Here is a 19803-nt window from a genome sequence, read left to right on the forward strand (position 1 = left end):
GGTAGCTACTTTCAATACCAAAACGAAGACGGTAGTCATCATGTATTTGATGTAATGACAACTTCACCTTATAAACAGCATAAACAAAGAATTCTCGTCCATGCGCTCGTCTTTTACCGTTTTTATAGGTATCGCTCTGTGTGCGATCGCAAAACTTTTCGGTCTACTGAAAGTAACAAACTACTCTTGTTATTTTGTGCTGGAATCATTTCTCCCCCTCCCCCCTCCCCACTCCCTTTTAATTAAGAATTTGTGTTAACGCCGATTGCAAATTAGGATATTTGTACTCAAAGCCTGTTTGCACTGTGCGTTTTGGGATAACCTGCTGACCTTCTAAAACTACTATAGCCCCGTCTCCTAAGAGGGCTTCGATCGCAAAAGCAGGAACAGGCAACCAAGAAGGGCGATTCATCACTTGTCCCAAAGTTTGGCTTAAATCTGCCATTCGGACTGGGTTAGGAGCAGTGGCATTATATACACCTTCTATTTCCGGTTTAGTTAAAGCTTGCAAAATCAGGTTAACTAGATCGTCTACGTGAATCCATGAGAACCACTGCCGACCACTGCCAATAGGGCCACCAGCAAAGAGTTTGAAAGGCGGAATCATTTTACCTAAAGCACCACCATTGCCCAGAACAATCCCAAAACGCAGAATTACTAGTCGCACAACAGCATCTTTTACTTTTCTCGCCTCAGTTTCCCAGGCTTGACAGACTTGGGCGAGAAAATCGTTACCAGATACACTTGTTTCATCAAAGGTAGCCGTTTCGCTAGTGCCGTAGTAGCCAATAGCTGAAGCGTTAATTAACACAGATGGTTTAGGGTTAGCGTTGGCTATTGCTTCAACTATTTTTTGTGTACCTAACTTGCGGCTATTGAGGATTTCTTCTTTCCGTTCTGGTGTCCAGCGTCCTTCACCAATAGGTTCTCCTGCCAAATTAACTACGCCATCACAACTAGCGATGACACTTTGCCAAGAGCCAGATGCATTTGGTGTATAGGCAACAATTTCTACATTAGGGAAAGCCCCAGAGGGAAAAACCTTTTGAGCAAAGGTAGTATTCCGAGTTAATACTACTATTTTATGACCTTCCCCGTGTAATCGTTGTATCAAACGACTACCGACAAATCCTGTTGCTCCAGTAATTACGACTTTCATTTTCTACCTCAGCCAAACCTTTATTGTAAAGTTTTTGATCAAACTTTCAGCTTACGGCACTTTCCTTGTTGATAGAAGAGGTGTGACTGTATATCTGGTAGGGTAGTACCTGCTCTCAAAAACTTTGATTTTTTAATGACTTTATATTTAGATACTTCGGTATTATAGGATGGACGGAGTGTTGCAAGGCTTGGGGCTATTATGGCTCGCTATACCTGTTCATTTATTGTTTCTGTTCCTAGTGACCATCTGTTGCCGTTACTTGTAGAACTTCTACAGGACTGTCAGTTGGATATTCAATATCACACAGCCGAATATATTATCGGTCGTGAAGTTCCTGGAAATGTTCCTTTTCCTAAATTGATAACAGTAGAAGTACTGATTGATAAATCAAAATCTACTGAAACGGAAACTCGCATGAGTATTGTGATTAAAAATGAAGAACTACCAATTTACCTAGATAATTACTGCCGACAAATGTTTGAGTTAATCAAGCAAGCTATTGAAAGTAGCCGCCATTGGCATTTGATTGAAAGTATTGCAGGATAGCTTTGGTGATTGAATTGATACTCCCACGGCTTGAAGCTGTGGAAGTGTCAGACTGTAATTGGTAGTTATAATTCACTCGCTTACTCCTCTAAATCCTCGGCCATACCGGGGTTTATTAATGTAATATCATACTCACTCGAATCCGTTTGTCCTAAACGCTGAGTGTTTCTTAAAAGGTAATAAATGGCACGTACTTGAGGACCAAAAACGATCTCGTCTTCATTTCTGAGATCGTGGGCTGGTATCTTGCGTCCATTAATCATCAAACCGTTGGAACTCGGCTTACCTTTGGCATCGCCATCTACAATTCGGTAATAGTAGCTATGACTATTATGCTCTCGTGGCAATCTCACTAATGTGGCATGGCGGCGGGAGACAAACTGCGACATCAAACGGATATTACATTCGCGGTCTCTACCAATAGAGTAGACGGGGTGCTCTAGAGAAAATTCTTTGCGACCTTGATCGTCTTCTATAATCAGTAGATGGTTTTCATTGGTTTCTGCTGCCATTGACAAATCGGTGGAACTGTAATTGATTAAGATTTGTTTAGTATCGTATCTTGCCATTTTCGCGCACCATCAGTCTGTGATGCTAATCTAAATAAGCTTTAAAACTGCATAATACCTTGAAAGAGTAGAACATGGCCGTTCTACTCCAGTAGCTATGATAGCTTTGGTAAGTGGCTTAATCTGACGACTGACTCCTGAATTCTGTTTTGATAACCAAGATTTGTGGTGGCAAATTGGACGTGTAAAGGAGTATTCTACAGGCGATGAGCGAATCGCCGTAATAATATTGAGTTGGTGACGACGCTAACAGAGCTAAAAGCCATTAATGCAGCCGCACCCGATGGGTTAAGCACAAAACCCAGACTAGGGAATAAAACACCTGCTGCCAAAGGAATGCCAAGTGTATTATATGCAAAAGCCCAGAATAAATTTTGGCGGATTTTGTTGAAGGTGGCGCGACTAAGCTGAATAGATTCGACGACATCGTTTAGGCGATCGCGCATTAAAATAATTTCAGCAGTTTCCATCGCCACATCTGTCCCGGAGTGTAAAGCAATTCCTACATCAGCTTGAGATAAAGCTGGAGCATCGTTGATTCCATCTCCTACCATTGCCACAACTGAGTGCTGAGTGCTGAGTGGGAAGTGAGGAGTGGGAAGTGAGGAGTTAGGAGTTAAGAGTAGAGACGCGATTAATCGCGTCTCTACAAGAGTTAAGAGTGGGGAGTTAGGAGTTTTCTTTGCCCCCTTGTCTCCTTGTCCCCCTTGTCCCCTTGTCCCTTCTAACTGGAGAGACTGTATTGCCGCCGCTTTTTTAGCTGGGGGAACACCTGCGATTACATCAGCGCTATCTAATCCTAGTTGTTTGGCTATGGCGATCGCTGCTTCTTGGCGATCGCCACTGAGCAACATTACCCGTAAGCCCATCTGACGCAACTTGTCTACAGTGGATCGAGCATCCGATCTGAGGGTATCAGAAACACCAATTAGTCCGGCTAATGTTCCCCCAACTGCGACGCAAACGACTGTTTTACCATCTGTTGCCAAATCCTGTGCTACCTGTTGTGCAGTTTCGTTAATGGCAATGCCGTGCCAACTCAACCATTCCCAGTTACCCAACAATACAACTGTGCCTTCTACTACAGCAGATACCCCTAATCCTGGTTCCGTGTGAAAGTCTACAGCCTCTAGAATAGATAACTGTTGCCTCTGTGCTTCTTGCTGAATCGCTTTTGCTAGGGGATGGTGAGTACCGCTTTCTACGGCTGCTGCTAGTTGGAGTAGGGATGAGGAAGAATAATAATGTTTACTTACTCCATCATCTCCCTTGTCTCCCTTGTCTCCCTTGTCTCCCTTGTCTCCCCCAATTAACAGACAATCTGTAACGATGGGATTACCTGTGGTGAGAGTGCCAGTTTTATCAAATACTACGGTGTCTAACTGGTGTACTCTTTCTAAAACGTCGCCACCTTTGATTAACAGACCCCGTTCTGCGCCCATAGCAGTCCCCACCAGAATGGCCGTTGGTGTGGCAAGTCCCAAAGCACAAGGACATGCGACTACCATAACTGCGATCGCTAGTTTTAAACTGACTAGGAGTGCTGTTAGCGGTAGCGGGGCGTTTAGCCCGTGCTGAGTGCTGAGTGCTGAGTGGTGGGCTTCATGTGTAGCATGGCTCATCATTTCCATGCCACCCGACATGGTGATATCAGTCCAGATGTGAGTGCCGAAAAAGTACCAAAATCCAAATGTTAATACAGATGCTGTCAGCACCCCGTAGGTAAAGTAACCAGCTACTGTATCTGCTAATTTTTGTACTGGTGCTTTCCGAGTTTGGGCGGCTTCTACTAGGGCGACAATTTGAGCTAGAGTTGTATCACTTCCAATCCGAGTTGCTTGAATAGCGATCGCTCCTGACTGGTTTAGCGTCCCCCCTGTCACCATATCTCCTGGTTGCTTGATTACTGGCACTGCTTCCCCAGTGAGCATTGACTCATCCACGGTTGTTTGACCAAACACCACTTCACCATCAACGGGGATTTTATCACCTGGTAGCACTTGTAAGCATTCACCGACACGCACCTGTTCAGCCGGAATTTCAACACTAGAAGAACCCATTCCGGCTTTCTCTGGGTTCGCAATCAATCGCGCTAACAGTGGCTGGAGTGCTAATAATTTCCTAAATGCGGCAGCAGCGCGACCTCTAGCTTGTTGCTCTAATGTCCTTCCTAAGAGAATAAAGCCCAGCATCATTACTGGTTCATCAAAGAAGCATTCCCAACCCAATTGGGGAAAAAGCAACGCGACTAAACTAGCAATGTAAGCTGTCAGCGTTCCCAATCCCACCAGGGTATTCATGTTAGGCGCATTTCGCCGCCAACCCAGCCAGCCATCTACTAAAATCGGGCGACCGGGAATTAATAGCGCTACTGTTGCCAGTCCACAGTGAAACCAGATATTATTTAACACTGGCAGCACTGAGCTACCAAGATTACCAAAATGTCCACTTCCCGACAATATCAGCAACACAGCTGCGATCGCCAACTGCCATAGAGAAGAACGCATTTCTCGGCGTTGTCGTTCTGCTGGGTCTGGTAAGGTCGATATTTCGCCTCCTACTGTGCCACTAGCTTTTCGAGGTTGAGTCGGGAATCCAACTGCTGTTAATCGCTGTGCCAGTGCATCTGCATCTATTACACCAACTTCTGACTCTACAACTGCTACCTCTGTGGCCAGGTTCACACAGGCACTCTTGACACCTGGATGTTGGGTCAGCTGTCGCTCTACTGCGTTCACACACCCAGCACACTTCATACCCCCAACATCTAAAATAATCTTCTCTAGGATTGGGTCAAGTTCTAGGGCTGGCTTAGTTTTTGGGACAAGTTGCATGGCTTGTGTTTAGATTCGCTACAGAAATTCAACGCCTGACTAAAAGCGTCTCTAATTCGAGCGTAGGCTAAATATGCAACTATGACTCAATGTCAACCATATTAAAATTATTAATTTATCGTAATTCTTTGAGCATCAAGACTATCGCTACACTTTAACTCAACGTTCCAAGTTCCCAGATTTATCCGTAGGGTTCTGAATTTTTAATTTTAAATTTGGAATTTTTAATTCCCCTACAGGGGGATGACAGATCCAGCGCCGATAAGTCACATAAATAATTGCTACTACTTGCATTGGTGCGATCGCAATCAGGCTTTTTAAGAAATAGTTGATTTCTAAATCAGACATCACACTGAAATATCCTAAGCCTAACAAGAAGAACACTACCCAGTTAAGCTGTTTAGGTTTGAGAATGAGCATATCATGTCAACAAATAATTGATAAATAAATTCCTTGTAGAGACGGCGATTTATCGCGTCTCTCTAACTGTTGCGCTTACGAATTACGTTAGCGAAGCGGTAGCGAGTCATCGAGCGTCATTACGAATTACGAATTACGCCTTGCGCTACTAAAACCAGCCCTGCTTCTTCTCAAAATAGGTATTTACAAATCCTTCAGAGGATTTATTTAAGTAGATCATCCCTTCAATTAAACCTACAAGTTGCATAATTAACAACGCAATGCCGTAGGTGAAAGAACCCCCAACGATAGAAATCACTAACATGATAAAACCTTGCGAAGCGTATCCTAAAATAAACTTATGAACCCCAAACGCTCCCAGGATAATGCCACAGTAACCAGCTAGAAGTTGTTTGGTAGGGTGACTGGGGTTAAGATTTGCCATATAAATGCTGCTCCTTGATAAGTGAGTATAAAAATAAAGTCTTTATTGTAATGAAAGCAAATATATTTACTTGCTTAATAAATAAACTTTTAATTTTTCAGTATGAGTAAGTCCCAAGATGAATAATTAAAATCAGCGTGCTTCTATTCCAGAGAAAACGCCAAGATGTCTCGCGGTATAGCCTGAAAATCTGGCGTTCCTTGATGACTTTTGTTGGATTAGCCGATCGCAAATCCTGGTGCAGCAGTTTTGCAGATTTTTAGAATAAATCTTAAATAATCAGCAAAAGCTGCTATATACACCACTTTTTACAAGTCCATCAGTATTATTTCCGGATTCTTTTAACTAAGTTCGAGGGTTTAAGTCCCCAGGCTAACGACCGCAAAACGAATTTATGCCTAAATCTAAATCCTCGGACGCTAGAAGACTCGCTAACACAAAACGTAATTACGAATTACGAATTACGAATTACGAATTATTTAATTATTACTGCCAAATTGTCCCTACTTATGCAGATAAAATCAGATATTTTTGTTTTTGGCAACAGTAAGTACTTGTATTAATTACTACCTAAAACAAACAGGCTTAACAATGTACCACTATTCCAAAGGCTATGGAGGAGCATAGGAGCGAGGAGATTGCGCGATCGCGTGTAAACGACTCCCAAAACAATGCCCAATGCGGTCAGGGGGAGAATTTCTGATAAGCTGAGGTGAGCGATCGCAAACAACAAACTACTGATTAGAATCGCTCCCCACACGGGTAAGTAACGAGTTAGAGAGGGTAACAAAAAACCCCGAAATAGGATTTCTTCAAAAAATGGCGCTGCGATCGCGGCTGTGGAGAAAAATATGCCAAGTGCCACACCATCTTGGCTTTCTAGGGCTAGTCGCAACAGAGGATTACTCCCACCCTGTCCTTGCCATAGCTGTTGATTAATCAAAGATACCACCACAACTACAGGTAAAGCTGTGCAATAGCCTCCCAGTCCCCACAAAAACCAGTTATCTTGAAAACGGAAGCGAAACCAGAATTCCGGTAGTGGAAAAAAGCGCTTGATAGAGAAATACAACACTAACAGCGCCCCTAATGCTACTAAGAAGTAACTAATTAACACAGAAAACGCCTGAAGTCGCACATCCACAATAGGACGCGGGATGGGTAGCAGCAATATTACCGAAGGCACAAAAATTTGCCCCATGAAGAAAAAACCGACGATAAAAACCTGCAAAACCGTTTCACCATCCCAAGGTGTTGACCAAGGGATATCAGCATTTTGAGCTAATAACGAAGCTTTTCCTTTTAACAAGCGTTGAGCAAATAATAAAATTAGCAGTATTAGACCAATTAAAGCTGCCAAAGTGGGAATAGTGCCAATAACCGCCAATTTCAACACTGCTTGAGCAGAAGATTCTTGTTGTGCGGCTTTTACTGCTGATAACGCATCTTCTCGTTGCTGGAGTTGGTATAACTTAACCAAAGCAGTAGAGCGAAACCAACCTTCTAAATTTTTTTTAATTGGTTCTTGAGCATTTTGAAGGATACGCGGAGGATTGCTCCACAGTCCAGTTAAGACATCGGCGGTTTCCCCAAACCCTGGGTTAATATCTGAGCGTTGTTGTAATTCGCTCCAAGTCTTGAAGGCTGTATCCGTCTGTCCTTGCTGTGCTTGTAAAATTCCCAAGCGCAGGTCTAATTCAGCCAGTAATTTTTGTAATTCTTTAAAAGACTGCTGTAACTGTTGCTGTCCCTCTTTAGAGGTTTTAATAGTGGGAGGAGCATCCGGTAGAGGTTTCGGAGGTGTGGGAGTTATTTCAGCTTGAGAGCGTAATTGTGCAAGTTTGTTGTTAACTTTGTCTAAACTAGCTTGAACTGATTGACGCGCCTCCTGATACTGCTTTGTAGCGCTTTCTAGGGGTTGCTCGCCAAGTATTGCTCCCCGAATCGCTTCGAGTTTATCATCACCACTATCTTCTGATTGCCAAGCTTGGGCTTGTAAAGCAATATTTGTTTGGTATAGTTCCAGGCGACTTTGAAATTGAGGTTCTTGCCAACTACCAAATAAAGCCGAAACCGCCAGCAGAACTGCTATCGGTGTCATCACAAAAAATAAAACAAACTGCTTGAGTGTCTTGAGTGTCATCTATCCCCCTTTGACTAACCAGTGGAGAGCGCATCCCCCTTGGGAATTATCGCAATAAAAAGTCAGAGGTGGATATATATCATCAATATTTTGACACTCCCGCGCTAAAGCGACGAGGATTCTACATTCATAGTGGTCTGTCCCATTAAATATGATGGGTTATAAAAGGTTGTAGTAAGCACTTCAGTGCTTAAAATTGAGCGATAAATCGCTCACTACAAACCTAGCAAAATTAATGCGACAGACTAATAGACTCGCCGTTAGACGACATTTTATGTTGAATTATACCTAGCTACTGAGTTTTAGCAGTCTAACTTTAGAGAAATTCAGGATCGAGAACTTGTTCTATGGTGAAAGGACACTCAAGGGGAAAAGTTTCTATTAGCTTTTGAGTCTCATTTGCGGCATCTCGACGAGCGCGGCGATAATATTTCTGTATCCACTCCCAATCTTCTAGAAGGCGCTGCAAACTGGGAGTATCTTCTAAACAATCTTGAATTTGATTTCGGCAGTTTGAGATTGTGTTAACCCAACTTTGGGTTTTTCGCTCTGGTTGATATTGGCATTTGAGTAAGTGCATTAAAAGCACCTGCAAATAACTTGCAAGTTCCTTTTGTTCATTCCGCCCCAAAGCCTCTAGTTCCTCTACCAAATGTTCAACGTCTAACTCAGCCCAGCGTCCTTTCTTTAGGCACTTAACTTGTTGCTGCGTCCACATTAGAAAGTCCTGATTGTAGAGTGGCGCTTTACTCATCTAGGAAAATTTTTCGATTTACATCAATTATTATCTTTATTGTATCTTCACAGCAATTGTGTAACTAGGTAAATGTGAGGCATCTGTTTGAGTTTTCACAAGTCGCCAGTCATTATCTATATATAAATTCTCAAATACTTGAGAAGTTGTTAAGTATGTTTTGGGAAATTCATTACCATGATTTATCTCTAGATTTTCTAAATTGAGAGCTTCCGGTAAAACCTCTTTTGATGCATTCGGTTTGACTTTAGTGTTAACTACATTAGCAAACCAGTTGTAGACTGATTCTAAATTTAGAGGAATTTCTCTATTTTTAAAAGCCTGAAATCTATCAATGTTTTGCAGATGCCATTTACCATTTTTAACCCCATATTTTTGGATCATCATGAAATCATAAGCTGGTAAATTTGATTGATAATTATCAGATAAAGACAAATTTTTTCCCAGTAGATAGCGAGCGATATTGGCACAGTAACCATCAGGCTGGAAAACTTGAAATGACTGGTCTTGTATTCTTTTCGGTAAACTTTCATGAAACGATATAGTAGACCAGATTGGTGTCCAAACACCCACTAAAAGCCGTAATTGCTCTGTAACACTGAAAACAGGATTGTGTTGGCTCAACTTGATAAAATAGGGAAGTAATTCAGTTTTATAAAAATTCATTTCGGCTTTTAAAGGTTCTGGTTTTCGACCTTGAACTCGTGCCAAAATTTCGTTTTTAACTTTTAGTTTTTTGGGAGCGCTAAATTGATTTTTCAGTAAGAGGTCGAACGTTACCATTTATCTTTTCCTCTTTTTTTAGATAACTTGTTAATAATTAAAATCTGCTGAGTTAAATAGTCATAAAGGTGTCAGCATCTTTTTGTCCTCTAAAAGGTAGAGCCTTTTAGCTCCTACTTTTTACAGGTAAAAAATGTGTATCTGCTTGATATTGTCTATATTGTAATTACAAAAAAGTGTGATCCAGGTCACTGGAAACTAAAATATCTTTAAGAAGCCTTTATAAATCAGAATTTAGGAGTCAAAATTAATATAAATTAACAAAAAATGAAGTGCGAAGGATAAAAATTTTGCTCCTTCGCACTTCATTAGACATATCCAGAAATTAAATCAGGACTTACCCAGAACCCTTGTAGAGAGCTAGCAGTGATACCTCTCTAAATTGTTTTTCACAGATGTCTATTGATTTATCTGAAATTTCTTTCTAAGATTCTCGTCCCGATGCCCAGGTATCACGCCATTTGACAGTACCTTCTTTGGCAATCACCCAGCGCCGATTTACGAGATTTTCGCGCAGAGGCGATCGCCCTTCCCGCCACATGGCATACTTATAAGCAATCAGCTTACCAGCACTTTCATCAAAGGGAATCTCCGCAGACCAAGTATTTGAGTTAATGTACTCTAAAGGATATGCTTTGCTGATATCCCAGTTACCTAACTCTGGGCAATCTCCTGTCACCACAATGATTTCACCAGGTTGGGTATCCACGCCAGTGAGTTGGACGCGAACAATTGTCTGTCCTTTTATCCGTTCGCCAACGTGACTGAAAACAATCACTCCCCGTTCTTCTAGTACCAGGTTATAAATCTTGCCATCTTTCACCTCATACTTGTTGCGAGTCACCACGCAGGTATGTTCGCCATCGGGTAATTCTGTTTCTACTTCTGGTAAAGTAACTTCTCCTCCCCGATTTAAAGCGACAAAACACAGGGAGTCACGATAGCGGCGGACATAACAGTAAATATCTGGTGTTAAATATTTTTGCCAGTGGCTACCCATTGATACGGCTGGATTCAGTCGCCGTAATCCAGATAGCAACCTAATGCAACGATAAATTTCACTCTCAGTATCCCAATTTTCCATCATCGGGCGATTATATGGGTCATTACCGCCATCGGTATCGTCATGCAAATACTGTTCTGTACCGTAGTATATGCAGGGAATACCGCGAGATGTCATAATTAAGGCGATCGCAACTTTCAACATCGCTGGGTCGGGGTTCAGCGATTGGAAGCGGCACATATCATGATTATCGATGAAGGTAATTAGCTCTGTTGCTCCCTTGTAGCGATAATCTTGGTCAAAAATATACTGAATTGTTTGGAATCCCATTTCTGAACCTTGCCCTAGTGCGGCTCGAATTGCCACACACAAGCCAAAATCTAGAAGTGTCATGCCTGAGTGGTTAACAAATTCCACCGAGCGATCGTCACTGGGATTACTATAAATCCATTCACCAAAAATAAATACATCTGGTTTATGATTGGTCATCTCGCCAGTGAATTCTTGCCAAAACCAGATTGGCATGTGCTTGACAGTATCCACCCGTAGTGCATCTACACCCCGGTCTAGCCATTGTTTAATTGCTGACTTAATATACTCCCGATATTCTGTATTGTTTTCATTGAAGGTTGCTAAACCAGCTAGTTCACAGTTCTGTACTTGCCAATCATCTTCCCAGTTTTGCACTTCGCCATAGTGGTGATACCAATTATTGACATCATTATTAAAGTCAGCAATTTTCACACCATCATCAAATAATTCGCCTTTGCTACCACTAGTATCAGGGCTGCTATGGTTGCAGACAATATCTAGCACCAACTTCATATTCCGCTTGTGCAGTTCTGCAATTAACCGATCAAAGGTCGTATTTTTTTCTTCTTGGGTAGCATTTAAAGAAGGATTTTCTCCATCAGCAATGTAGCGAGGATTAATCCGTTTAAAATCTTTTGTCCAATAGCCATGCATCGCCGCATTGCTAATAAATAATTCTTCTACTTGCTCGAATAGTGGAGTTAGCCAAAGGGCTGTCACTCCCATATTTTTGAGATAGTCTAACTTATCGATGACACCTTGCAAGTCGCCACCCCAGTACTTACCCCAATCTTTCCTATTTGGATCGTACAGTTCTGAGTTTGCACCTTCGCTGTTATCTGGATCGCCATCATAAAAGCGATCTACCACCAGAAAGTAAATGGTTTCTTGACGAAATTCAATATCTCTGGTGTAAAGAAACTCTAGGTCAATCTCGGTTTCTGATGGTGGAGTTTCTATAATAGCGTCTACTTTTTCTTGTGCAGAATCAACCTTGTATTGATCTGGTGAAAACTGGGAAGGAGGGGTTTTTACCATAAAAAAACTCAAAATTTCATGTAATTCACACTTGTAGAACCAACAGTACAACGTCTCGAGTATTGTGTGTCACTACAAACTTCGGTATTGTGACATCCTGCCTACGGTGTATGTATCTATCGCTAGCTAGTTTATAATTCTATCGATAGATATAATTCATCTGCTAGAGGATAAAAATAAACGGATATAGCAATTATTAATGATAATTGCTCGGTAACAAAAATTTACAATATTTCATTAAGTTGACCTGCGGTAAATATTGAGCCTAGCTCGTGTTTAAGTGTATATTCGACAACAGATTTTAGAACACCTCAACTCCTTGAAGATTAGTTGTCAACAAGGTTTTGTCACACCTGAGCAATACTGAGTAAAGCACGTATCAGCCAACTTTTTCTCTAGAAGATTCGCTCCATTGGTAAACTGACCATTGTCACTTTCAATCTGTTATTACTATCAAGGAATTAATTTAGGTAGCATTTATGACCAAATATGACAAGGTTTTTAACTCACCAAAGACATCAGAGGAATCACTAAGTCCAGAGGAAGCGGTGGCGGCGATCGCAACTGTGACTGCGATCGCAGATTCAATCATTGAAGATGTAGATGCAGAAAGTTTAGCGGGTATCCTCTGGGAATTCGAGGTTTTTGAGGAATACTCAGAAGATGAAATTACAGAAATCGTTGATAGACTGATCTCCATTGCCGAAGAAGAGGGAATTGGGCCTCTCTTTAATACCGCTAAAGTATCTCTCTCAGATGAATTAGTGCTGGATGGTTTTGCGGCTGGAGTCATAGTGCTTTTAGATGATGACCTCGCCATTCCCAAATCAAAACAACCTTACCTGAAAAAGCTACAAGCAGCCTTAGAACTGGAGGATGAAGAAGCAGAGGAAATTATCAAGGAGGTAATTGCAGCTTTTAAAGAAGCAGAAGACGAAGAATACGCAGACGACGATGATGATGATGAAACAGTAGTCATAGAAGATTTTACTGAACAGGCATATCAATCACCATTAGGTAATTTTACCGTGCCGATTCCAGTCGATCCGCAACAGGGCGGTAGAATTCAGAGTCAGGAAGGAGTAGTTGGCTTTTCTGATGACATCGGTACTTTGCTGAGAATCGATTATTATCCTTTCCCCTTAGAACAGTTAGAGGAATTGGAGTCCGTTGGACAAGAAGAATATTTGCAAACAATTTTAGTAGACAAATATATACCCCAAGCGATTTTTACCAATGTACCAGATGCTTCTGTAGAGTATACCGAATATCTGGAAAATACTTTACGAGGCGCTTACTACGTATTAATTGATATGCCCAAAGGTTCCACAATTTCTAAGCAAGAAAATAATGGAACTGCAATCAGATTAGATGCTTACCGGGGGTTGCTCACCTTTATCAGTGGTGAATTTTTGTATATAGTTAGTAGTCAGCACAGCTTTATTGACGGCGAAACTCCCGATTCTGTTGAAGAAGAGGCCGAAGACATCAAAGAAAATATTTTAGAGTTTGTTGAGACTATAGAGTTCACTTAGGAACATGGATTAAATAAGATGCAAAACTTTATCCTGTCTCTAGCTTCCCTCTCCTTTATAAGGCTACGGTGTACACACAAGTCAAATTACCCCCCTTAATCCCCCCTTATAAAGGGGGGAAAAAAGAAATCTAGTTCCCTCCCCTTTGCAAGGGGAGGGTTAGGGTGGGGTAAAACCTTGGGTTTTTCAGCTATTTCAGACTTGTGTGTACACTGTAGCCTTTATAAGGAGAGGGATTGAGGGTGAGGTAAACCAGGGATATAAATTGTATGTTATTTAATTCTCATTCCTTAGTAGAGTATTTCATTCATAGACTCTGCAAAGCCAATGCATTGGCTTGCATTAGATATATGCTGAAAAAGATACGAGTTGCAAAAACTCTCTCAAACTCTTATTTCTCCGTGTCCCTTGCGCCTCTGTGGTACCCTGCGGGAAGCCGCTCCGCGTCTACGATTTTCCGTTGCCTGTGCGTAAGTCTTAAAAGAATGTAGAGACGTAGCACTGTTACGTCTCTACAAGGGTTCTAGATAACGCATATTTAATTCCACCAGATGTCTATTCGTCCTGGCTTCACTCATCTGATGTACATTTAAAAGGCGATGTCTGACGACAGCCCAAAGAAGAGAGGAAGTCTCCGGCTCCGCATTGGGTGTCTACGCTTATAATTTTTCATGACAATAACCTTGTTGAACAATCGCTATCAAGTTATCCAGGTAATCGGCGCTGGTGGGTTTGGTGAAACCTTTCTAGCAGAAGATGTCCATTTGCCTTCTCGCCGTCGGTGTGTAATCAAGCAACTAAAACCGATAACCAATAATGACCCACAAACCTACCAACTTATCCAACAACGGTTTGAACGGGAAGCCACAACCTTAGAATATTTGGGTGAAAGTAGTCACCAAATTCCCAAACTCTACGCCTACTTTTCTGAGAACGGACAGTTTTACCTCGTCCAAGAATGGATTCACGGACAAACCCTGACGAAAATTGTCGAAACCAAAGGATTTGAGAGTGAAACTGCTGTTCGGCAAATTCTGTTAAGTCTGCTTTCAGTTTTAGATTATGTTCACAGCAAAGGCATTATTCACCGGGATATCAAGCCAGATAACATTATTCTGCGTTCTGTAGATGGTGAGCCAGTTTTGATCGATTTTGGTGCAGTTAAAGAAACAATCCGTTCAGTGGTGAATTCTCCAGGATACCCCACGCGATCGCTCGTCATTGGTACGCCTGGATATATGCCCAGCGAACAAGCCGTTGGCCGCCCAGTTTACGCCACTGATATCTACAGTTTAGGTTTAACGGCGATTTATCTGCTGACTGGCAAACACCCGCAAGAACTAGTAACCGATCTAAAAACAGGGGAAATACTTTGGCAACAGCACGCCCCTAACGTCTCTTCCCAATTGGTGGCGGTACTCAATCAGGCAATTAAGCCCCATGCTGGCGATCGCTACAGCACTGCTAGTAAAATGCTACACGCCTTACAATCTACAAGTAATATACCTCCTGAGTTAGTTACAAATACTCCCACAGTCAGTTTGTCTCCCAATGCATCGACTCGACAAACCCAGCCATTATATTCACCGCAAAAAAATTCTGCGATTCCACGGTCTTCCACTCCGGGAAACTGGCAAAAATCTGCTGTAATTATTGGTAGTTTGTTCATAGGTGGTTTGATTGGTGCAGTAGCAATTCCTAGCATCATTCGTCAGCAACAACCAGAAACAACCATTGGTACAAATCCCACGCGATCGCCAGAATCTTTTCCGACTCCTGCATCTACCGAACCCCCCGTTTCCTCCCAAACTTCTCCAGTTCCAGTTATCCCTAGTTCATCACCACGACAAAGACCAACCTTTAATCCTCCAGTTGTACCTATACCACAGCTAGAAAAAGAGCCTGTCACTTCCGAGACTCCAGCACCTGTAGTAACATCCACGCCACAGCCAGAACCAGAGAATGAGGCAAGTCCAGTTCCCACACCAGAAGCGCGTTCCATACCACAAAATAAGCCGCGCAGTAAATTAGCTGCCACTGCCAGCAGAGAAAGCGTTCCCGCATTCCCTACAGGTACAACAAGAAACATCGTAGAAGCTACCCTCGGCAAACCAAATCAAGATTTAAGAGGCGCATGGGGCAAGACTCGTGCTGTCGTTTACAAACTAGTGCCAAACAAAATTGACCTTGGCTACTTATTCGATCGTAATTCTAAAACGCTGCGTCAAACCGAGGTATCTTTTGCCCAGTCGGTAGACCCGCAGTTAATGGAAACTACCTTGAATGGAATGTTAGCAGGGCAAGCCACTGAAGAAATTAAGCAGGGACTCAAACAGGTACAACAGCGCCAATCAGATAATTTTAGTTTTAAGAATGGCTCAGTCAAGGGTCAAATTATCCGCCAAGAATGTGATTTTATTTACATCAGCATTTGGGATGTAGATTTACATGATTTTGTAAATCCATCAACAGCCAAACAGTGTTAATGTCCTGGAAAACATTGTTCTGATAAATTAGATTTTTGTATTCAATAACACAGTTTCAGTATTCAATATAGTGATTACAAAACTGGCTTTATTGGGCTAAAATCAACATAATTTCGGTCTTCCAAAGCACAAAAACCCAATTTTTAGAATTAGTCTATTTGTCTTCTAGATTTTGCAACTAAACTCTGTCTTTCCCATGCCCTTTATGAGTGCTGTACATGGATAGCGGGGCGTTTAGCCCGTGCTGAGTTCTTAATTCTCCCCCCAATTCCCAGTCGCCAATACCCAATCCCCAATCCCAAACTAAGTTTAAAATTCTTAATATTCATAAAGTTATAAATACCATTATTAAGTTTTTAATAATACTTGTCTCAGCTTCTACATTCATGTCGTAAAGTGCGATTGGAATTGTGTAATCTGAAGACAGCAAAGCTAAATTATTCAATTGAGGTCTGATGACTCCTACAATTATGCGTCAGCTTTGGTCAGTGGTTGAAACTGCTCAAGCCAAACTCCTTTTACAACTGGATGATGCTAGCTTGGTGCAGTGGTTAGTGAAACAAACCGAAACGCAAGTGTTGTTAGATTCTAACGAAACTGATTTTCTTAGCCACTACATTCAATCTCGACTAGCCCTAATACGCGATCTTGCCCATGAACGGCAGTGTTCATGATGCCTACAGAGGGCTACGCCAACGCAAAATCAAGATAATAGAGCGATCGCCAAGTGTTATTACTATTGACTATTAACTTTTTGGGGAAAATAACCTTCCACTAAGCAGTCAGAGCCTACTACACGCCAACGAACACGTTCTAGAGACAACGCCTCAGTCATGGTAGTAAAACCTAAATCGCCCACTGGTGTGGGAGCAATACTACCACCAATGATTTTTGGGGCAATAAATGCTAAAACTTTTTGTATTGCTCCTTGAGCGATCGCACTAGCAGCTAAAGTACCACCACACTCCCACAGCACGCTACAAAAACCCCGCTCATATAAGTACGCCATTGCCTTATCCGGTGTCAGTGATGTTAATTCCACCACCTCCACACCCTGTTTGAGCAGCAGTTCTTGGAAATCGGGATTAGCACCCTTCTGTGTTAACACCAAAGTTGGAGCATCTGTAGTTTGCCACAGATGGGCATTTTCCGGTAAGTCGAGATGGCGACTCATCACCACCCGCAGGGGATTATGTGCCCCCAGTTGATGGCTGGTTAAATAAGGATTATCCTGTCGAACTGTATTACCGCCGACAATTATGGCATCACAAGCCGCCCGCAGTTGATGTACTTCACTGCGGGACTCTTGGCTTGTCACCCAAGCGCTATGACCAGAGGTAGTAGCAATTTTGCCGTCTAAAGTCATCGCATATTTTAAAATTCCCAAAGGTCGCTTATGCAGAATGCGATGCACAAAAGCTTCATTTAGCTGACGGCAAGCTGACTCTTCTACTCCTACCAACACTTCGATCCCCGCCGCCCGTAAACGGGCGATGCCACCTCCAGCCACCAGGGGGTTGGGATCAACCATCCCTACTACTACTTTTGCCACCCCTGCTTCAATCAATCCTTCCGAACAAGGGGGAGTACGCCCGTAGTGATTGCAAGGTTCGAGGCTGACATAGATTGTTGCACCACGAGCGCGATCGTCTGCTGCTTTTAAAGCAAACACTTCTGCATGAGGCTCACCTGCACGCGGATGAAAACCTTCGCCGATAATCTCGCCATCCTTGACAATCACCGCTCCCACTAAGGGATTTGGCGAAGTCCGCCCTAAAGCGCGACGAGCAAGTTCCAAACACCGCAGCATCATGCGAGAGTCAAAGTCAGTTCCTATCCTTTTCTCAGTCGAATCCACTGGAGGCGTATTTTCTGGAGTGTAGTTAGGTAGAGATGCATCTGCTTGAGCGATCGCTGGGGAATTATCCATAATTTTAGGCAATACTGTAAATATTCTGCACGCGCAGCCTCTCAACAAGAGAATCGCGCTTTGCTCCTGATAATTAAACAGTAATATCTAGGCGCTATTATTGGCTGTCTTAACTTACATGAGCCTGTAATATTCACACTTACAATTCAGGGTAACTGAAAGTTTAGGTTCACTGTAGCTTGAATCCATATTGCCAGAGGTTGCCCAAATTCCATAAAAATTTAGGTTACAGGGACAGAAGATAATTATCTTTACTGTCACCTATAACCCCTAATTTTTGTACAGACGCGATTCATCGCGTCTCTACTCCAATTTTTGTACAGACGCGATTCATCGTGTCTCTCCAAATCTCCTTACTATTGCTCCAATAATTTAATCCTCTGCCACCAAAGATTCAGGGGATAATAGACCACAGGTGCCCACAGACTACTCAGAATGGCAGATGCAAGAGCGACGCGCTGATAATATATCCAAATATCTGTCACCTTGCGCTCATTACCGAGCAAAGTTAATTGCAACCCAAAGATCGTTTCTGCCAAAATTGCCATAACAAAGACAATTACAGCAATCGAAATAAAATCTTCTTCAATAAAACGCTGTTTCTGGAGCAGAGCAGTTAAAGCCCCCACTATACCTAAACTAATGGCATGAGTAGGATTAAGTGATGTCATGGAATCTTGAAGTAGCCCCAAAACAATACCTGCCAATGCTCCGGCAAACACCGAGCGCTTCACACTCCAAGCTACCACCCAAATTAATAGCCAGTTAGGGCTAATTCCCAACAATTCCATACCTGGGAATCGGGTTGGTAATAATAGTAAACATAACAGTACAGATCCACCCGTCACTATCCAACCGAACAACTGACGTATACCAGGATGCCAACGAGCAAGCGGCTGGATTCGGAATTTCGATTTTCGCTGTGACGATTTTGGCTTTTTCTGCTTGCTACCAGCAAATGCAGGAATCTTCATTTTTCTATGGATTTTTTCAAAGAATTTACTTAGACTTTTGTGGCACTTGATTTGCCGACTCTTGGTTTTCTGGCTTGGGATAAACAGCTACCCAATCAAGAGAGCGGATTGGCGGAAAAAGCTCAATTTTCGCCACTGATGCCGGAAGTTTCTTTAAATCTAGTGACTTAATTCGTCCTACTGCCAAACCGGAGGGAAATTTCTGACTATAAGTAGATGTGGAAACTAAATCTCCGACTTTGGCATTTGGAACTTTTTCATAGAACTCCAGCACTCCCTCAGCAGAAGAATCTCCTCGCAAAACGCCTTTAGCTGCTGTGCGGCTAACTGATACACCCACTTGACTTTTGAGGTCACTGATTAACAACACGCGGCTAGTATTGGGAGTTACACTCTCCACTAAACCCACTAATCCGCCATCTGCCTTGACTATGAAGCCTTCCTGAATCCCCGCATTTCCACCGCGATTCAGCGTAACTTGTTGCCACCACTGGTCAGCACTACGTCCTACTACCCGCGCTGGAATTGGCCGTGATGCTAGCGGCTCTTTTTCCACATAGCCCAATAAATCTTGTAGCTTGGTTTTTTGACTTTCCAAATCTACTATACGGGTTTGCAATTCCATTATCCGGGCATCTCTGAGACGTTCTTCTGGTGTTGGCCCTGACTGCAACATCTCTAACGGACGGGTAATTGCTTGGTATGTCTCCAGCACTAGTTCACCTTGAGTCTGTCGCAATATCCAAGCACTACCAACTACTAAAGCTAACAACCCAATTTGCAACCCTTTACGATCCCACCAACGCCGTATTGTCACCATATATACCTGTACATACTTATATAAATTAAGTTCTACTTGGATTCTATTTATATAGAACCCAAATAGAACT

The 19803-nt window shown here is 42.4% G+C and carries 16 protein-coding genes and 1 pseudogene; 4 read left to right on the top strand and 13 right to left on the bottom strand.

What is annotated here, in order from left to right:
* Positions 1 to 130, bottom strand: a pseudogene (locus HWQ37_RS34810) (ISH3 family transposase); the annotation flags it as partial.
* Positions 131 to 238: 108 nt separating this feature from the next.
* Positions 239 to 1159: a thylakoid membrane protein ThyD gene (thyD, locus tag HWQ37_RS06330; protein ID WP_292745025.1), complete on the bottom strand. Its 921-nt coding sequence runs from the start codon at positions 1157 to 1159 to the stop codon at positions 239 to 241.
* Between the two features lie 201 nt (positions 1160 to 1360).
* On the opposite strand from thyD, the gene HWQ37_RS06335 reads away from it, so the two are divergent.
* Positions 1361 to 1708: a hypothetical protein gene (locus HWQ37_RS06335; RefSeq protein WP_292745027.1), complete on the top strand. Its 348-nt coding sequence runs from the start codon at positions 1361 to 1363 to the stop codon at positions 1706 to 1708.
* An 80-nt stretch (positions 1709 to 1788) separates the two neighbouring features.
* Here HWQ37_RS06335 and HWQ37_RS06340 read toward each other — a convergent pair whose 3' ends face one another.
* From HWQ37_RS06340 to HWQ37_RS06375, 8 genes are all read right to left on the bottom strand, one after another.
* Positions 1789 to 2277, bottom strand: coding sequence for an FHA domain-containing protein (locus HWQ37_RS06340; protein WP_094352473.1), 489 nt, complete (start codon positions 2275 to 2277; stop codon positions 1789 to 1791).
* Positions 2278 to 2474: 197 nt separating this feature from the next.
* On the bottom strand, positions 2475 to 5111 hold the full coding sequence (locus HWQ37_RS06345) for a heavy metal translocating P-type ATPase (RefSeq protein WP_292745029.1): 2637 nt from the start codon (positions 5109 to 5111) through the stop codon (positions 2475 to 2477).
* 159 nt (positions 5112 to 5270) lie between these two features.
* A complete protein-coding gene (locus HWQ37_RS06350; protein WP_292745031.1) occupies positions 5271 to 5531 on the bottom strand; it encodes a hypothetical protein in 261 nt (86 codons plus the stop codon).
* 148 nt (positions 5532 to 5679) lie between these two features.
* Positions 5680 to 5955 carry a TM2 domain-containing protein gene (locus HWQ37_RS06355; RefSeq protein WP_292745033.1) on the bottom strand — a complete coding sequence of 92 codons (276 nt, stop codon included), beginning with the start codon at positions 5953 to 5955 and terminating at the stop codon, positions 5680 to 5682.
* A 559-nt stretch (positions 5956 to 6514) separates the two neighbouring features.
* A complete protein-coding gene (locus HWQ37_RS06360) occupies positions 6515 to 8098 on the bottom strand; it encodes a CPBP family intramembrane glutamic endopeptidase (protein ID WP_292745035.1) in 1584 nt (527 codons plus the stop codon).
* Positions 8099 to 8414: 316 nt separating this feature from the next.
* The gene (locus HWQ37_RS06365) at positions 8415 to 8852 is read right to left on the bottom strand and encodes a DUF29 domain-containing protein (protein WP_292745037.1); all 438 of its coding nucleotides are present in this window, start codon (positions 8850 to 8852) and stop codon (positions 8415 to 8417) included.
* A gap of 36 nt (positions 8853 to 8888) precedes the next feature.
* Positions 8889 to 9635: a hypothetical protein gene (locus tag HWQ37_RS06370; RefSeq protein WP_292745039.1), complete on the bottom strand. Its 747-nt coding sequence runs from the start codon at positions 9633 to 9635 to the stop codon at positions 8889 to 8891.
* 424 nt (positions 9636 to 10059) lie between these two features.
* The gene (locus HWQ37_RS06375; protein ID WP_292745041.1) at positions 10060 to 11988 is read right to left on the bottom strand and encodes an alpha-amylase family glycosyl hydrolase; all 1929 of its coding nucleotides are present in this window, start codon (positions 11986 to 11988) and stop codon (positions 10060 to 10062) included.
* A gap of 479 nt (positions 11989 to 12467) precedes the next feature.
* Here HWQ37_RS06375 and HWQ37_RS06380 point away from each other — a divergent pair, with 479 nt between their 5' ends.
* The 3 genes from HWQ37_RS06380 (at position 12468) to HWQ37_RS06390 (ending at position 16683) form a co-directional block, all read left to right on the top strand.
* Entirely contained in the window at positions 12468 to 13523 is a 1056-nt protein-coding gene (locus HWQ37_RS06380; protein WP_292745043.1) for a tellurite resistance TerB family protein, read from the top strand.
* Between the two features lie 671 nt (positions 13524 to 14194).
* Entirely contained in the window at positions 14195 to 16009 is a 1815-nt protein-coding gene (locus HWQ37_RS06385) for a serine/threonine protein kinase (protein ID WP_292745045.1), read from the top strand.
* Positions 16010 to 16464: 455 nt separating this feature from the next.
* Entirely contained in the window at positions 16465 to 16683 is a 219-nt protein-coding gene (locus HWQ37_RS06390; protein WP_292740664.1) for a hypothetical protein, read from the top strand.
* A 62-nt stretch (positions 16684 to 16745) separates the two neighbouring features.
* Here HWQ37_RS06390 and ribD read toward each other — a convergent pair whose 3' ends face one another.
* The 3 genes from ribD to mreC all read right to left on the bottom strand — a co-directional run bounded on the left by ribD (position 16746) and on the right by mreC (position 19733).
* Positions 16746 to 17939 carry a bifunctional diaminohydroxyphosphoribosylaminopyrimidine deaminase/5-amino-6-(5-phosphoribosylamino)uracil reductase RibD gene (gene ribD, locus HWQ37_RS06395; RefSeq protein ID WP_292745047.1) on the bottom strand — a complete coding sequence of 398 codons (1194 nt, stop codon included), beginning with the start codon at positions 17937 to 17939 and terminating at the stop codon, positions 16746 to 16748.
* A gap of 356 nt (positions 17940 to 18295) precedes the next feature.
* The gene (gene mreD, locus HWQ37_RS06400; RefSeq protein WP_292745049.1) at positions 18296 to 18913 is read right to left on the bottom strand and encodes a rod shape-determining protein MreD; all 618 of its coding nucleotides are present in this window, start codon (positions 18911 to 18913) and stop codon (positions 18296 to 18298) included.
* Between the two features lie 25 nt (positions 18914 to 18938).
* Complete coding sequence (mreC, locus tag HWQ37_RS06405; RefSeq protein WP_292745051.1) at positions 18939 to 19733, bottom strand: rod shape-determining protein MreC; 795 nt, start codon at positions 19731 to 19733, stop codon at positions 18939 to 18941.
* Positions 19734 to 19803: the final 70 nt, after the last annotated feature.

This window comes from Nostoc sp. NMS4 (assembly GCF_017115095.1).
GTDB lineage: Bacteria > Cyanobacteriota > Cyanobacteriia > Cyanobacteriales > Nostocaceae > Nostoc.

Excerpts from the sequence above, each read along its gene's own strand:
- HWQ37_RS06340 (WP_094352473.1), bottom strand. The coding sequence starts at position 2,277 with ATGGCAAGATACGATACTAAACAAATCTTAATCAATTACAGTTCCACC.
- HWQ37_RS06380 (WP_292745043.1), top strand. The coding sequence starts at position 12,468 with ATGACCAAATATGACAAGGTTTTTAACTCACCAAAGACATCAGAGGAA.
- HWQ37_RS06350 (WP_292745031.1), bottom strand. The coding sequence starts at position 5,531 with ATGCTCATTCTCAAACCTAAACAGCTTAACTGGGTAGTGTTCTTCTTG.
- ribD (WP_292745047.1), bottom strand. The coding sequence starts at position 17,939 with ATGGATAATTCCCCAGCGATCGCTCAAGCAGATGCATCTCTACCTAAC.
- HWQ37_RS06355 (WP_292745033.1), bottom strand. The coding sequence starts at position 5,955 with ATGGCAAATCTTAACCCCAGTCACCCTACCAAACAACTTCTAGCTGGT.
- thyD (WP_292745025.1), bottom strand. The coding sequence starts at position 1,159 with ATGAAAGTCGTAATTACTGGAGCAACAGGATTTGTCGGTAGTCGTTTG.
- mreD (WP_292745049.1), bottom strand. The coding sequence starts at position 18,913 with ATGAAGATTCCTGCATTTGCTGGTAGCAAGCAGAAAAAGCCAAAATCG.
- HWQ37_RS06345 (WP_292745029.1), bottom strand. The coding sequence starts at position 5,111 with ATGCAACTTGTCCCAAAAACTAAGCCAGCCCTAGAACTTGACCCAATC.
- HWQ37_RS06360 (WP_292745035.1), bottom strand. The coding sequence starts at position 8,098 with ATGACACTCAAGACACTCAAGCAGTTTGTTTTATTTTTTGTGATGACA.
- HWQ37_RS06335 (WP_292745027.1), top strand. The coding sequence starts at position 1,361 with ATGGCTCGCTATACCTGTTCATTTATTGTTTCTGTTCCTAGTGACCAT.
- HWQ37_RS06385 (WP_292745045.1), top strand. The coding sequence starts at position 14,195 with ATGACAATAACCTTGTTGAACAATCGCTATCAAGTTATCCAGGTAATC.
- HWQ37_RS06370 (WP_292745039.1), bottom strand. The coding sequence starts at position 9,635 with ATGGTAACGTTCGACCTCTTACTGAAAAATCAATTTAGCGCTCCCAAA.
- mreC (WP_292745051.1), bottom strand. The coding sequence starts at position 19,733 with ATGGTGACAATACGGCGTTGGTGGGATCGTAAAGGGTTGCAAATTGGG.
- HWQ37_RS06375 (WP_292745041.1), bottom strand. The coding sequence starts at position 11,988 with ATGGTAAAAACCCCTCCTTCCCAGTTTTCACCAGATCAATACAAGGTT.
- HWQ37_RS06365 (WP_292745037.1), bottom strand. The coding sequence starts at position 8,852 with ATGAGTAAAGCGCCACTCTACAATCAGGACTTTCTAATGTGGACGCAG.
- HWQ37_RS06390 (WP_292740664.1), top strand. The coding sequence starts at position 16,465 with ATGACTCCTACAATTATGCGTCAGCTTTGGTCAGTGGTTGAAACTGCT.